Here is a 13,696-nt window from a genome sequence, read left to right as displayed (position 1 = left end):
TCACCGTTCAACTAAATTGAACGTTGAATCATCAAGGAGGCCCTCATGCCCGCAGTGACCGTCGACAACCCGCTGACCCTGCCCCGGGTGGCGGCTCCGGCCGACGCCGTGGCCCGCCCCGTACTCGCCGTCACGACCGCGCCCGGCGGTTTCGAGGGTGAGGGCTTCCCGGTGCGTCGCGCCTTCGCGGGGATCAAGTACGAGCACCTCGACCCGTTCATCATGATGGATCAGATGGGCGAGGTGGAGTACGCGCCGGGCGAGCCCAAGGGCACGCCGTGGCACCCGCACCGAGGCTTCGAGACCGTCACGTACCTGATCGACGGCACCTTCATCCACCAGGACAGCAACGGGGGCGGCGGCACCATCCAGAACGGTGACACCCAGTGGATGACGGCGGGCTCCGGCCTGCTGCACATCGAGGCTCCGCCGGAGTCGCTGGTCATGTCCGGCGGGCTGTTCCACGGCCTCCAGCTCTGGGTGAACCTCCCGGCGTCCGACAAGATGATGGACCCCCGGTACCAGGACATCCGCGGCGGCCAGGTCCAGCTCCTGACCTCGCACGACGGCGGCGCGCTGCTCCGCGTGATCGCCGGCGCGCTGGACGGACACGAGGGTCCCGGCATCACGCACACCCCGATCACGATGATCCACGCGACGCTGCGGCCGGGTGCGGAGATCAACCTGCCGTGGCGCGAGGACTTCAACGGTCTCGCGTACGTACTGGCGGGGCGCGGCTCGGTCGGCACGGAGAGGCGCCCGGTCCACATGGGGCAGACGGCGGTGTTCGGCGCGGGCGGCGCGCTGAGCGTGCGCGCGGACGAGTCCCAGGACGGGAACACGCCGGACCTGGAGGTCGTGCTGCTGGGCGGGCGCCCGATCCGGGAGCCGATGGCGCACTACGGCCCGTTCGTGATGAACAGTCACGCGGAGCTTAAGCAGGCGTTCGACGACTTCCAGGCGGGGCGCCTGGGCACGGTGCCGGCGGGGCCGGCGTAGCCGGCGGGGGTGCGGTCGCTGGGGTGCGGTGGCGCTGTCGTGGGCCGGAGGCCCCGGCCCCCGGCACAGCAGAAGCGAACCGCACCCCGGACCACGACCCCTCGCCGGGAGGCGACCGTCACCCGGGCGGAGCCCAACGGGGGACAGGTCCCCTCGCGCGTGGTCGGGTGGGAGCGTGCAGATCTCGCCGTCGCCCGTCCTCCCCGAGAGCGCCCGGCGCCTCGCCGCCTGGTGCGGTGTGGTGCTGGTGATCGCCGGGGTCGGGGCCGTCGGGATCTGGCTGGTCGTCACGTTCAAGACGGCCGTCACGCCCGTACTGCTCGCCCTCCTCGGCACCGCGCTGCTCGGTCCCCTCTACCGCCGCCTCGTCGCGCTGCGTCTGAACCGGTCGCTCGCCGCCGGGCTCACCTGTGTCGCCGTCGTGGCCGTGGTCGGCGGCGCGGGGTACGTCGTCGTCAGCGCGCTGGTCGACAACGGGGACCAGATCATGACCTCGCTGCGGCAGGCGGCGCAGGACATGGCCCGGCACTTCGGCGCCGCCGGGACCTCGCTCGACGATCTGGCGAAGAACGGCAAGGAGCTGCTCGGGAAGTTCGGCGCCACCGCCGCCTCCGGGGTGCTCACCGGGATCAGTGTCGTCGGCGAGCTGATCGCCACCGCCGTGCTCGCGCTGCTGCTGATGTTCTTCTTCCTGCGTGATTCGGAACGCGCGGCCGACGCGCTCAGGTCCGTCGCGACGCGGACCACCGGGGACACCGTCGAGGCCATGGCCCGCCGGGCGTTCGGCGCCGTCGAGGGGTTCATGCGCGGCACCACCGTCATCGCCCTCATCGACGCGGTCTGCATCACCGTCGGCCTGCTGATCCTGCGCGTCCCCGGCGCGATCGGGCTCGGTGCGCTCGTCTTCGTCGGGGCGTACATCCCGTATCTCGGCGCGTTCATCTCGGGCGCCGTCGCCGTGCTGGTCGCGCTCGCCGACCGGGGGTGGGTGATCGGGCTGTGGGCGCTGGGGGTGGTGCTCGCCGTGCAGGTGCTGGAGGGGCATGTGCTCCAGCCGATGATCCAGAGCCGTACGGTCCAGATGCACCCGGCGGTGGTGATACTGGCGATCACGGCGGGCGCCAGTGTGGCCGGGATTCTGGGCATGCTGCTCGCCGTACCGCTGACGGCCGCCGCGTTCGGTGTCCTGTCCGAGCTGAGGGACCGCTACGGCGCCTACGACGGCGCCTCGGGGTCCGTTCCGCCGCACTCGTAGAGCTCGAACCAGATCGACTTTCCCTCGCCGCGCGGGTCCACGCCCCAGGCGTCGGCCAGCACCTCCATCAGCACCAGGCCGCGCCCGCTGGACGCCAGCTCTCCGGGGCGCCTGCGGTGCGGCAGTTCGTCGCTGGTGTCGGCGACCTCGACGCGCAGCCGGCGGTCTCCCAGCTCGCCGCGCGCCTCCGCGACGAGCAGGGCGTCGCCGTCGGTGTGCACGAGGACGTTGGTGATCATCTCGGAGACCATCAGCTCCGCGGAGTCGATCTGCTCCTCGTCCCTCCAGTCGTGCAGCAGCTCGCGCAACTGCCGCCGTACGCCCGCGATCCGCTCGGGCTCGGCCTGGGCGACGGTCAGCGCGGTGCGCCGGGGGATCCCGCCGCCGGGCCGGGCGGGTGCGAGGTCGCGGGAGAGCAGCAGGAGCGCGATGTCGTCCTCGCGCCGGTCCACGAGCGGTCCGGTCGTGTAGTGCGAGGTGGGGCCGTGCACGGCCTGGATGAGGGCGTCGGCGAGCTTCTCCAGGGATTCGCCGCTGTCCTGTTCCAGTACGGGCCGCAGCCGCGTCCAGCCGGTGGCGAGATCGTGTCCGCCGGTCTCGATGAGACCGTCCGTGCAGAGCATGAGCGTCTCGCCGGGGCCCAGGACGAGCCGGGTCGTGGGGTAGTCGGAGTCGGCCTCGATGCCGAGCGGCAGCCCGCCTTCGGTCTGCCGGATGAACGCGGTCCCGTCCGCCGTGCGGATCACCGGGTCGGGGTGGCCCGCGCGGGCGATGTCGAGCGTGCCGTTCTCCGGGTCGACCTCCAGATAGAGACAGGTCGCGAAGCGCGGCCCGGCCACGGAGTACCACTCGTCCATCGCGGCGGCCCCCGCGTCCGTGCGCGGTCCGCCGCCGGGGAGGGTGCCGCCGTCGCGCCCCGGGTAGTGCTGGAGACCGGCCAGGAAGCGGGAGGCGCGGGAGAGCACCGCGTCCGGCCGGTGGCCCTCGGAGGCGTACGCGCGCAGGGCGATCCGCAGCTGGCCCATGAGGCCGGCGGCCCGTACGTCATGGCCCTGGACATCCCCGATGACCAGCGCGAAGCGTCCGCCCCAGCGGCCCTCGGAGTGCGCCGTGCCGCCGGGCAGCGGGATCATGTCGTACCAGTCGCCGCCGACCTGGAGCCCGCCGCCGGTCGGTACGTACCGGGCCGCCACCGTCATACCGGGGATCTCGGGCCCGAGCGTCGGCATCATCGTGCGCTGGAGACCGAGGGACAGCTCGCGTTCGGTCTCGGCGACGCCCGCGCGGGCCAGCGCCTGCGCCAGCATGCGGGCCACCGTCGTCAGGACGGAGCGCTCGTCGGGCGAGAACGCGACCCGGTGTTTGAAGGCGGCCATCCAGGTGCCCAGCGTGCGGCCCGCGACGATCAGCGGGAGGAAGGCCCAGGAGTGGCGGCCGAAGCGCTCCACGTACCGCCAGGTGGCGGGGTACCGGTCGGCGTACGCCTCCGGGGTCGCCAGATAGATGGCCCGGCCGGTCCGTACGACCTCGGCCGCCGGGTAGTCGGTGTCCACCGTCATGCCCTCGAACGGGGCCGAGTCCTCCGGGGCGTGCCCGTGGTGGCCGATGATCGTCAGCCGCTCGCCGGAGACGCCGTAGACCGCGAGCCCGTCCGGTGAGAAGCCGGGCATGGAGAGGGAGGCGGCGACCCGCAGCACCTCGGCGGTGGAGCGTGCCTCGGCCAGCGCGCGGCCCGCGTCGAGCAGGAAGGCCTCGCGGGAGCGGCGCCAGTCGCCGGTGAGGGAGGTGCGTTCGACGGTGGTGCCCGGCCGGGGCTCGATGACCGCCTGGACGGTGCCGACCAGCTCGTAGTCCCGTTCCCCCTCGGCCGGTGACGTGACCGTCGGCTTGGCCCTGACCCGTACGGTACGGAGCACCCGGCCGCTCTCGTCCACGACCCGCAGCCGGGCCTCGGCCAGGGTCTCCTCGGCGAGCGCGAGGTTCACGATGCCGTCGATCTCGTTCCAGTCGATGGGATGGAAACGGGCGCGCGTCGCGGACTCGGTGAGGGTCACGGGTTCTTCGGGCAGGCCGAGCAGCCGGGCCGCCTCCCCGTCGAGGGTGACCGTGCCGGACGCGTTCTCCCAGCGCCATAGGCCGGTCGCGATCGCGGCCAGGACATCCTCGGTGCGCATTGTCCCACTTTATGAATATGTGTTGAGTAAACGCCACCGAGGGGGGTGTCATGGCCGGGCGGTAACCTGTTGTGTCGTACGACGTAACGCTTCCGCCCCGCCAACCCCGACTGCCAAGAACTGGATGACACGACGATGCATCGGTACAGGTCCCACACCTGCGGCGAGCTCCGCGCCTCTGACGTCGGTGCCGACGTCCGGCTGAGCGGCTGGCTGCACAATCGCCGAGACCTGGGCGGCATCCTCTTCATCGATCTCCGTGATCACCACGGTCTGGTGCAGCTCGTGGCCCGCCCCGGCACCCCCGCGAACGAGGAGCTGTCCAGGCTCACGAAGGAGACCGTCGTCCGTATCGACGGCAAGGTCTCCGCGCGCGGTGCGGAGAACGTCAACCCGGAGCTGCCGACCGGCGAGATCGAGATCGAGGTCTCCGAGGTCGAGATCCTCGGCGCGGCGGGCCCGCTGCCGTTCACGGTCAACGCCGAGGACGGAGTGAACGAGGAGCGGCGCCTGGAGTACCGCTTCCTCGACCTGCGCCGCGAGCGCATGCACCGCAACATCATGCTGCGCACGTCCGTCATCTCCGCCATCCGGCACAAGATGACCGCGCTGGGCTTCAACGAGATGGCCACGCCCATCCTCACCGCGACCTCCCCGGAGGGCGCCCGCGACTTCGTGGTCCCGTCCCGGCTGAACCCGGGCAGGTTCTACGCGCTGCCGCAGGCCCCGCAGCAGTTCAAGCAGCTGCTGATGATCTCGGGCTTCGACCGCTACTTCCAGATCGCGCCGTGCTTCCGCGACGAGGACGCCCGCGCCGACCGCTCGCCCGGCGAGTTCTACCAGCTCGATGTCGAGATGAGCTTCGTCGAGCAGGAGGACGTCTTCCAGCCGATCGAGAAGCTGATGACCGAGCTGTTCGAGGAGTTCGGCAACGGCCGCCATGTGACCTCGCCGTTCCCGCGCATCCCGTTCCGCGAGTCGATGCTGAAGTACGGCAACGACAAGCCGGACCTGCGCGCCAAGCTCGAACTGGCCGACATCTCGGACGTCTTCGAGGGCTCCGAGTTCAAGGCGTTCGCCGGGAAGCACGTCCGCGCCCTGCCGGTGCCCGACACGGCGGGCCAGTCGCGCAAGTTCTTCGACGGACTCGGTGAGTACGCCGTCGAGCACGGCGCAAAGGGCCTGGCCTGGGTGCGGGTCGGCGAGGACGGCGCGCTGAGCGGCCCGATCGCCAAGTTCCTCACCGAGGAGAACGTCAAGCTGCTCACCGAGCGCCTGGGGCTCGTCCCCGGCCACGCCGTCTTCTTCGGCGCGGGCGAGTTCGACGAGGTCTCCAAGATCATGAGCGCGGTGCGCGTCGAGGCCGCCAAGCGCGCGGGCCACTTCGAGGACGGCGTCTTCCGGTTCTGCTGGATCGTCGACTTCCCGATGTACGAGAAGGACGAGGAGACCGGGAAGATCGACTTCTCGCACAACCCGTTCTCGATGCCCCAGGGCGGTCTGGAAGACCTGGAGACGAAGGACCCGCTGGACATCCTGGCGTGGCAGTACGACATCGTCTGCAACGGAATCGAGCTGTCCTCCGGCGCGATCCGTAACCACGAGCCCGAGCTGATGATCAAGGCGTTCGAGATCGCCGGCTACGACCGCGAGACCGTCGAGCACGAGTTCGCGGGCATGCTCCGCGCGTTCCGCCTCGGCGCCCCGCCGCACGGCGGCATCGCCCCGGGCGTGGACCGCATCGTGATGCTGCTGGCGGACGAGCCGAACATCCGCGAGACGATCGCCTTCCCGCTCAACGGCAACGCGCAGGACCTGATGATGGGCGCGCCCACGGAGCTGGCCGAGACCCGCCTCCGCGAGCTGAACATCGCACTGCGCAAGCCGCCGGCGAAGTCCGGCGACTAGCTCCCCCGCCCTACCCGAAGGGGCCCGGAACCTCGCGGTTCCGGGCCCCTTGGCGTGCCGGGGTACGGGGCGGCGGGTCAGTTGCGGAGCAGGAGGGTGATCGCCGCGATCAGTAGGCCGAGGGCCAGGGCCGCCGCGCCGTAGGCCAGGCGGTGGGACCTGACCCAGGGCAGGTAGCGGTCCGCGGCGAGGCGGCCCGGTCCCGTGAGGGCGAGGGCGGCGGCGCCGGCCGTGAGGAGGAGTTCGTACTCGATGCCGGTCGGCGCGAAGAAGCTGCCGAAGCCCTTCACCGCGAGCGCGTTGACCATCGTGCCGACCACCGCGGCGCCAGCGAGCGGGGTGAGCAGGCCGAGGGCCAGGCCCAGGCCGCCGAAGGTCTCGGTGAGGCCGGCCACGACGGCCAGGGCCTCGCCGTTGGGGTAGCCGCTCTGGGTGAAGAAGGCTCCGGTGCCGTCGATACCGCCGCCGCCGAACCAGCCGAACAGCTTCTGGCCGCCGTGCGCGGCCATGGTCAGCCCCAGGACGACGCGCAGGAGCAGCAGTCCGGCGTCGTAGGCGTGCGGCGAGGCGGCGTGCGGGGCGGGCGTCGCCTCGGAGGTGCGGGTGAGCGGGCCGGCGGTGGTGCGAAGGGGGGAGGACATGAACGTGTTCTCTCCTGGGGCGTGGGGGGTCATGGGGGGACGGATCTATGCTTGAGAGTTCAAATACTGCTCCTGACGACGGTACACAACGCTCCGCATGTGGACAACGTGATCCGTGACGCGAGACGGTCATCCGCCCGAGGCAACCTGATCGCCGCCCCACCGCGTTTCATTGGCGTGGAAATCCGAACGGAATGGCGAGGGCAGGACAATGGACCCGGGCGACGGCGACTTCGAGGCATTCGTCGCCGCCCGGGGGCCGCGGCTTCTGCGGATGGCCTGGCTGCTGACCGGGGACGCGCATCTCGCCGAGGACCTGTTGCAGAGCACCCTCGCGAAGGTGTGGCCCAAGTGGCCGCGGATCGCCCGGGACCGGCCGGAGGCGTACGTCCGCAAGTCGCTGGTGAACCTGCACGCCTCCTGGTGGCGGCGGCGCTGGCGGGGCGAGCTGCCGTACGGCGAAGTCCCGGACGCGGTGGGAACGTTCGACGCGTACGCCGAGGTGGATCTGGAACAGTCGCTGGCCGCCGCGGTCCGCGCGCTGCCGGTGCGGCAGCGCGCGGTGGTCGTACTGCGCTACTTCGAAGACCTGAGCGTCGACGACACGGCGGCGACCCTCGGCTGCACCCCCGGCACCGTCAAGAGCCAGGCGGCGCGTGCGCTGAGCTCCCTGCGCGTCGCGCTGCCCGCCTTCGCGGAAGGCGGTGACCGCTGTGGGTGACTCCTGGCCGGACGGGACGGACGGGACGGGTGGGGTGGACGGAACGGGTGGGGCGGACGGGACGGGCAGGGCGGGCAGGGCGGACAGGACAGGCGGGACGGACGGGATGGACGGCACGGGCGGACCGGGCGCGGAGGACGAGCGGGAGCTGCGGATCCTGCTCCAGAGGGCCGTGCCCCGGCTGCCCGCCCCCGAGGGACGGCTGCGCGAGGTACGGGAACGGGTCGCCCGGACCCGCCGTCGGCGCCGTACGGGCGGGGCCGCGGCGGCCGTGACCGGACTGGCCCTCGCCGGCACGCTGCTCCCCGGCGTGCTGCGCGCCGGGGAGGAGTCCGTGCCCCCCGCGGCCTCCGCCCCCTCGGTCACCGCGGCTTCGCCCACTCGGCCACCGGCCACCGGCCCCTCGCTCGCCCCGTTCCCGGACAGCACGTCCCCGGACAGCACGTCCTCGGACGGCACGCCCCCGGACGGCACGTCTCCGGACAGCACGTCCCCGCCGCCCGGCGACGAGCGGGCCGAGCGGACGCGTTTCGCACACGTGGCCGGTCTTCTTCTCCGGCTGCCCGAGACCTGGCAGGCCCTCGACGTGCCGGAGGACCCCCGGTACAAGCAGTCGGCCCGCGGCTTCGTCTCGACCCAGCGGTTCATCCCGTACGAACAGTCCTGTTCCGGGGAGGACCGGAGCCTGTGCCTTCCGGTGCAGGCCCTCCGGCCCGGCGGCGCCCTGCTCACGCTGGTCGCGCACCAAGGGGCCGGTCTGGCGGCCAAGGCCGAGGATCCGCCGGTGCTGTACCCGTCGGACAGTCCCTCCCCGACCTGCCGCAAGGTCATGGGCACCCAGGAGTTCACCGGACTGATCGGTGGCGCGCCCGCCCCCGATTCGGCGGTCAGCGTCACCCTGTGCGTCGCGGGCGACGCGCCGGGGACCGTCGAGGGCGCCCGCGCGATGGTCACCGGCGCAGACTTCGGCAGAGGACCTGTGACCGACCCGAGCGACCTGACCGCATCCGTAACCACCGCGCATCCCCAGAACGCGACATGAAAGAGGCCCGTACATGTCTGTGCGCCTTGTCCGCCCTGTCCGCGGAAGACCGCTGATCGCCGCGCTGCTGGCGACCGGCCTGCTGCTCACCGGCTGCTCGGGCTTCGGCGGCGCCACGGACCACGCGGACAACGTGGGCTCGGCGCCGGGCGGGACGGCCGCGAAGGACAAGGGCGCCGCGGTCGGTGCCGGTACCGGCGGCGCCACGGGACGGTCCGCCCCCGAGGCACAGATCGTCCAGCCGGAGGAGATCCCCGAGCTCGGTCCCGCGACCCGCGCCAAGATCTCCCCGCAGGCGTCCCAGGCTGTTGTGGTGACCGGCATGGAGCGCGACTCCAGCACGTCCTCCCTCGTCGTCTACGAGCGCGATCCGGTCACCGGCTGGCAGGCCGTCTCGGACGTCTGGCCCGCCCACAACGCCGTGCGCGGCTGGACCGACGACCATTTCCAGGGCGATCTGCGTTCACCCATCGGGGTGTTCGACCTCACCGACGCGGGCGGCAAGCTGCCCAACCCGGGCACGAAGCTCCCGTACGACCGCGGCTCCGCCTTCGAGGCGTCGGGCGACGGTTTCGAGGGCGAGGCGCTCGCGGGGTCCTTCGACTATGTGGTCGCGATCAACTACAACCGGCTGTCCGGCACCACACCCCTCGACTGGACCCGGCCGCTCGGCGAGGACAAGGGCGGCGGCATCTGGCTCCATGTGGACCACGGCGGGCCCACCCAGGGCTGTGTCTCACTGCCGCGCGGGCGGATGAAACAGCTGCTGCGGATGCTGGACCCGGCGAAGCGGCCGATCGTGGTGATGGGCGACGCGGACTCGCTCAGCGACTGACGGTACGGACGAAGGCGCCCGCCCCGCTCGCCCCGCCCCGCTCGCCCCGCCCGCTCCGTACGTGTGCCGCTCCGTACGTGTCCCGCGCCGTACAAGTCCCGATCCCCGCGAGCCCGTCCCGTACGCGCGCTGTCCGTACGCGCGCCGCCCGCGCGAAGGGCCCGCCCGCGCGAAGGGCCCGGGACCCGGACGTACTCGTCCGGGTCCCGGGCCCCTTCGCCGCTCGGAGAGAGGCGCGCGTCACGCCGCCGCCGGGTCCTCGCCGCCGAAGCGCTCCCGGTACACGGCCAGGTCCTCGTCGGTGATCTTGGCGAAGAGCACCGGCGGGACGGTGAACGCCGTACCGGCAGGAACGGACGCCAGCGCCTTCGCCTCCTCGGCCGTGACCCAGCGCGCCGTGTCGTCGGTCAGCGCGAACGCCCCCCGCATCGCCCTGGCGGACGCCGGGATGAACGGCTCGGAGATCACCGCGTACAGGTGGATCAGGTTCATCGCCGTCCGCAGGGTCAGCGCCGCGCCCTCCTCGTCGGACTTGATCTCCAGCCAGGGAGCCTTCTCCTCCAGATACGAGTTGCCCGCGGACCACAGGGCGCGCAGCGCGGCGGCGGCCTTGCGGAACTGGAGGGTCTCCATGTGGCCCTCGTACTCCGCGAGCAGCCCCGCGATCTCGTCGCCGAGCCTCGCCTCCGCCTCGCCCGCCGGCTTGCCGGCCGGTACCGCGTCGCCGAAGCGCTTGCGCGAGAAGGACAGGACGCGGTTCACGAAGTTGCCGAGGGTGTCGGCGAGGTCCTTGTTGACCGTCGCCGTGAAGTGCTCCCAGGTGAACGATGTGTCGTCCGACTCGGGCGCGTTGGCCATCATGAAGTAGCGCCAGTAGTCGGCGGGCAGGATCTCCAGCGCGTCGTGGGTGAAGACGCCCCGCTTCTGCGAGGTGGAGAACTTGCCCCCGTAGTAGTTCAGCCAGTTGAAGGACTTGACGTAGTCGACCTTCTTCCACGGCTCGCGCGTGCCGAGCTGGGTGGCCGGGAACATCACCGTGTGGAACGGGACGTTGTCCTTGCCCATGAACTCGGTGTAGCGGACCGTGTCGTCGGCCTCGTACCACCAGGACTTCCAGTCGCGGTTCGACGGGTCCTGGTCGGACCACTCCTTCGTCGCGCCGATGTACTCGATGGGCGCGTCGAACCAGACGTAGAAGACCTTGCCCTCGGCGGCCAGCTCCGGCCACGCGTCGGCGGGGACCGGTACGCCCCACTCCAGGTCGCGGGTGATCGCGCGGTCGTGCAGGCCCTCGGTCAGCCACTTGCGGGCGATGGAGGAGGACAGCTGCGGCCACTCCTCGCTCGTCGCGTCGATCCAGCTCTCGACCTCGCCCGCCAGCTTCGACTGGAGGAGGAAGAGGTGCTTGGTCTCGCGGACCTCCAGCTCGCTGCTGCCGCTGATCGCGGAGCGCGGGTTGATCAGATCCGTCGGGTCCAGGACGCGCGTGCAGTTCTCGCACTGGTCGCCGCGGGCCTTGTCGTAGCCGCAGTGCGGACACGTACCGACGATGTAGCGGTCCGGCAGGAAGCGGCCGTCGGCGATCGAGTAGACCTGGCGGATCGCCCGCTCCTCGATGAAGCCGTTCTCCTTCAGCCGGCGCGCGAAGTGCTGCGTGATCTCGCGGTTCTCGGCGGAGGAGCTGCGGCCGAAGTAGTCGAAGGCGAGCTCGAAGCCGTCGTAGATCGCCTTCTGGGCGTCGTGCTGCTCGGCGCAGAAGGCGTCGACCGGCACGCCCGCTTCCTTGGCGGCCAGCTCGGCGGGGGTGCCGTGCTCGTCGGTCGCGCAGATGTACAGGACCTCGTGGCCGCGCTGGCGGAGGTACCGCGCGTACACATCCGCCGGGAGCATGGACCCCACCATGTTGCCCAGGTGCTTGATCCCGTTGATGTACGGAAGGGCGCTGGTGATGAGGTGTCGAGCCATTGCAGGCTGCTCCCAAGTCGCTACATGGTGTGACCAATTGGTCTACGGAATGTCAATATCGTATCCGACCCTTCCGGCGCGAGTCGCCCGCGTTTTCTCCGGGTGTGCGGGGGTGTGCGCGGGGCGCCCGGCGCTGCGCGGGGGCGTGCGACGGCGTGCGGATGCACTGGGGGCGGGGGGAGAGCTTTCCGAAACACCTCTTGCCGTAGACAGGCACATCCCGGGAGAGAAAGGGCATCATGTACGAGGCGGGGCAGGGGACAGGGGCAGGGGACGGCAGCATGCGGGTACTGGTCGCCGAGGACGAGGAGGTCCTGGCGGAGCTGGTGGCCACAGGGCTGCGCCGGGCGGGATTCGCCGTCGACACCGTGTACAGCGGTGACGCCGCCCTCGCCTATCTGGGACTGCACGACTACGACGTCGTCGTCCTCGACCGCGATCTGCCACGCGTCCACGGCGACGACGTCGCGCGCAAGCTGGTCGCCGAGTCGTCCCGTACGCGCATCCTGATGCTCACCGCGTCCGTCTCCATGGAGGACCGCGTCGAGGGGCTCGATCTGGGCGCCGACGACTATCTGGGCAAGCCCTTCGACTTCCCCGAGCTGGTCTCGCGGGTGCGCGCGCTGCGGCGGCGCAGCGCCAGGCCCGTACCGCCGCAGCTGGAGCGGCACGGCGTACGGCTCGATTCCGTACGGCGGACGGCGTCGCGGGACGGGGTGGCGCTCGACCTCTCGCCCAAGGAGTTCTCGGTGCTCCAGATCCTGCTGGAGGCGGACGGGGCGCCGGTCTCCGCCGAGGAACTGCTGGAGCGGGCCTGGGACGCGCACGCGGATCCGTTCACCGGCGCGGTCCGGGTCTGTCTCAGCAAGCTGCGGGCCAAACTCGGGGATCCGCCGCTGATCCGTACGGTCCAGGGCGTGGGGTACGCGCTGTGATATGTGCCGCGCACCGCGGCGGGCGGGGGACGACGGGAACGGCCGGCAAGGCGCTGGGGCCCGGCTCCACCATCCGTACGCGCATAGCCCTCATCTACGGCGGGGTCTTCGTCGTCCTCGGCGGCTGTCTGCTCGCCGTCGTCAATCTGCTGTCCAGCGCCGGTACGCAGAGCGAGGCGCAGGAGATCGCCGCCCGGGTGGCGCCGGTCCAGGTGGCGCCGCTGCTCCCCGCCTCGTCGGTGCGCGGGCTGATCGGCCAGCAGCAGATCCAGTCCATCGCCGTGTACCAGCTCACCGACAACGTCACGGACGCCGCCTCCGACGAGATGCTGTTCTGGTCCGTCGCCGCGCTGCTGGTCATGGCGGCGTGCGCGGTCGCGGTCGGCTGGTGGACGGCGGGGCGCGTGCTGCGCCCGGTGCACGCGATGACGGCGAAGGCGCGTCGATTGTCCGAACACAATCTTCACGAACGGATCGGCGCGAGCGGCCCCGACGACGAGCTGAAGGAGCTGGGCGACACCCTGGACGCGCTCCTGGCGCGCTTGCAGAAAGCTTTCGACAGCCAGCGCCGCTTCATCGCGAACGCCTCGCACGAGCTGCGCACCCCGCTGGCGACCCAACGCGCCGCGATCCAGGTCGGGTTGGACGACCTGTGCACGCCGGACGAGCTGGCGCGTACGAAGGAGACCCTGCTCGACAACAACCGGCGCAGCGAACAGCTCATCGAGGGCCTGCTGGTGCTGGCGCGCAGCGAGCGCGAGGTGGAGGACCTGGAGCCGGTCGATCTGGGCGAGGCGGTGGCCGAGGAGGCGGCACGCTACGGACGGCGGGTCTCGCTGTGTGTCGCCGACGCGGCCGTGGTGCGCGGAAACCGGCTGCTGCTCGGGCAGTTGGTGGAAAACCTGCTGGCCAACGCGGTGGCGTACAACGTGCCGGGGGGGACGGTGGACATCGATGTACGGGGCGCGGAGCTGGTGGTGCGGAACACCGGCCCTGTCGTCGCCGAGGCGGACATCCCCGCGCTGTTCGAACCGTTCCGGCGGGGAGAGGGCCGCGACCGGATGGGGCGCGGGGCGGGGCTCGGCCTCTCCATCGTCCGCTCGATCGCGGTGGCGCACGGGGGGACGGTCAGGGCGGAGCCGGGCGGCGCGGGCGGGGGGCTGGCGGTGACGGTGAGGCTGCCGAAGGCGGAGCGCGACGGCGACTGACGGCGACTGACGG

General features: G+C 71.5%; 11 protein-coding genes. 8 read left to right on the top strand and 3 right to left on the bottom strand.

All coding sequences use genetic code 11. The features are described 5' to 3' along the window. Positions 1–45: 45 nt before the first annotated feature. Together ACIOGX_RS12925 and ACIOGX_RS12920 are read left to right on the top strand one after the other, a co-directional pair. Entirely contained in the window at positions 46–999 is a 954-nt protein-coding gene (locus tag ACIOGX_RS12925; protein ID WP_356518040.1) for a pirin family protein, read from the top strand. 175 nt (positions 1,000–1,174) lie between these two features. Next, entirely contained in the window at positions 1,175–2,254 is a 1,080-nt protein-coding gene (locus tag ACIOGX_RS12920) for an AI-2E family transporter (RefSeq protein WP_356518038.1), read from the top strand. Here ACIOGX_RS12920 and ACIOGX_RS12915 read toward each other — a convergent pair. Next, on the bottom strand, positions 2,215–4,428 hold the full coding sequence (locus tag ACIOGX_RS12915; protein WP_356518036.1) for a SpoIIE family protein phosphatase: 2,214 nt from the start codon (positions 4,426–4,428) through the stop codon (positions 2,215–2,217). The genes ACIOGX_RS12920 and ACIOGX_RS12915 overlap by 40 nt on opposite strands. A gap of 135 nt (positions 4,429–4,563) precedes the next feature. Between ACIOGX_RS12915 and aspS the strand changes: the two genes are divergently transcribed. Continuing rightward, positions 4,564–6,336 (top strand): aspartate--tRNA ligase, encoded by a 1,773-nt coding sequence (gene aspS / locus ACIOGX_RS12910; protein ID WP_356518034.1) that lies wholly within the window; start codon positions 4,564–4,566, stop codon positions 6,334–6,336. Positions 6,337–6,413: 77 nt separating this feature from the next. Here aspS and ACIOGX_RS12905 read toward each other — a convergent pair whose 3' ends face one another. Continuing rightward, positions 6,414–6,977, bottom strand: coding sequence for a DoxX family protein (locus tag ACIOGX_RS12905; RefSeq protein WP_401764269.1), 564 nt, complete (start codon positions 6,975–6,977; stop codon positions 6,414–6,416). Positions 6,978–7,188: 211 nt separating this feature from the next. On the opposite strand from ACIOGX_RS12905, the gene ACIOGX_RS12900 reads away from it, so the two are divergent. Genes ACIOGX_RS12900 through ACIOGX_RS12890 form a run of 3 tightly spaced genes read left to right on the top strand, consistent with a single transcriptional unit; the run spans position 7,189 to position 9,575 of the window. Then, on the top strand, positions 7,189–7,698 hold the full coding sequence (locus ACIOGX_RS12900) for a SigE family RNA polymerase sigma factor (RefSeq protein ID WP_401912672.1): 510 nt from the start codon (positions 7,189–7,191) through the stop codon (positions 7,696–7,698). Next, positions 7,682–8,740 carry a hypothetical protein gene (locus ACIOGX_RS12895; RefSeq protein WP_401912669.1) on the top strand — a complete coding sequence of 353 codons (1,059 nt, stop codon included), beginning with the start codon at positions 7,682–7,684 and terminating at the stop codon, positions 8,738–8,740. Before ACIOGX_RS12900 ends, ACIOGX_RS12895 begins: the two co-directional genes overlap by 17 nt. Before the next feature lie 13 nt (positions 8,741–8,753). Continuing rightward, entirely contained in the window at positions 8,754–9,575 is an 822-nt protein-coding gene (locus ACIOGX_RS12890; RefSeq protein WP_356518015.1) for a L,D-transpeptidase family protein, read from the top strand. Positions 9,576–9,815: 240 nt separating this feature from the next. On the opposite strand, the gene metG is transcribed toward ACIOGX_RS12890, so the two are convergent. Further along, positions 9,816–11,540, bottom strand: coding sequence for a methionine--tRNA ligase (metG, locus tag ACIOGX_RS12885; RefSeq protein WP_356518013.1), 1,725 nt, complete (start codon positions 11,538–11,540; stop codon positions 9,816–9,818). Positions 11,541–11,821: 281 nt separating this feature from the next. Here metG and ACIOGX_RS12880 point away from each other — a divergent pair, with 281 nt between their 5' ends. Together ACIOGX_RS12880 and ACIOGX_RS12875 are read left to right on the top strand one after the other, a co-directional pair. Beyond that, positions 11,822–12,475 carry a response regulator transcription factor gene (locus ACIOGX_RS12880; protein WP_129772974.1) on the top strand — a complete coding sequence of 218 codons (654 nt, stop codon included), beginning with the start codon at positions 11,822–11,824 and terminating at the stop codon, positions 12,473–12,475. Continuing rightward, positions 12,475–13,683: a sensor histidine kinase gene (locus tag ACIOGX_RS12875; protein WP_383968361.1), complete on the top strand. Its 1,209-nt coding sequence runs from the start codon at positions 12,475–12,477 to the stop codon at positions 13,681–13,683. Before ACIOGX_RS12880 ends, ACIOGX_RS12875 begins: the two co-directional genes overlap by 1 nt. Positions 13,684–13,696: the final 13 nt, after the last annotated feature.

This window comes from Streptomyces sp. NPDC088147 (assembly GCF_044741565.1).
Lineage (GTDB): Bacteria > Actinomycetota > Actinomycetes > Streptomycetales > Streptomycetaceae > Streptomyces.
Note: the sequence above shows the minus strand (reverse complement) of the source record. Positions and strands in the feature narration are given on the sequence as shown.

Bases quoted from the DNA above. Each gene is read 5' to 3' on its own strand.
- ACIOGX_RS12925 (WP_356518040.1), top strand. From the start codon at position 46: ATGCCCGCAGTGACCGTCGACAACCCGCTGACCCTGCCCCGGGTGGCG.
- ACIOGX_RS12915 (WP_356518036.1), bottom strand. From the start codon at position 4,428: ATGCGCACCGAGGATGTCCTGGCCGCGATCGCGACCGGCCTATGGCGC.
- aspS (WP_356518034.1), top strand. From the start codon at position 4,564: ATGCATCGGTACAGGTCCCACACCTGCGGCGAGCTCCGCGCCTCTGAC.
- ACIOGX_RS12905 (WP_401764269.1), bottom strand. From the start codon at position 6,977: ATGTCCTCCCCCCTTCGCACCACCGCCGGCCCGCTCACCCGCACCTCC.
- ACIOGX_RS12900 (WP_401912672.1), top strand. From the start codon at position 7,189: ATGGACCCGGGCGACGGCGACTTCGAGGCATTCGTCGCCGCCCGGGGG.
- ACIOGX_RS12890 (WP_356518015.1), top strand. From the start codon at position 8,754: ATGTCTGTGCGCCTTGTCCGCCCTGTCCGCGGAAGACCGCTGATCGCC.
- metG (WP_356518013.1), bottom strand. From the start codon at position 11,540: ATGGCTCGACACCTCATCACCAGCGCCCTTCCGTACATCAACGGGATC.
- ACIOGX_RS12880 (WP_129772974.1), top strand. From the start codon at position 11,822: ATGCGGGTACTGGTCGCCGAGGACGAGGAGGTCCTGGCGGAGCTGGTG.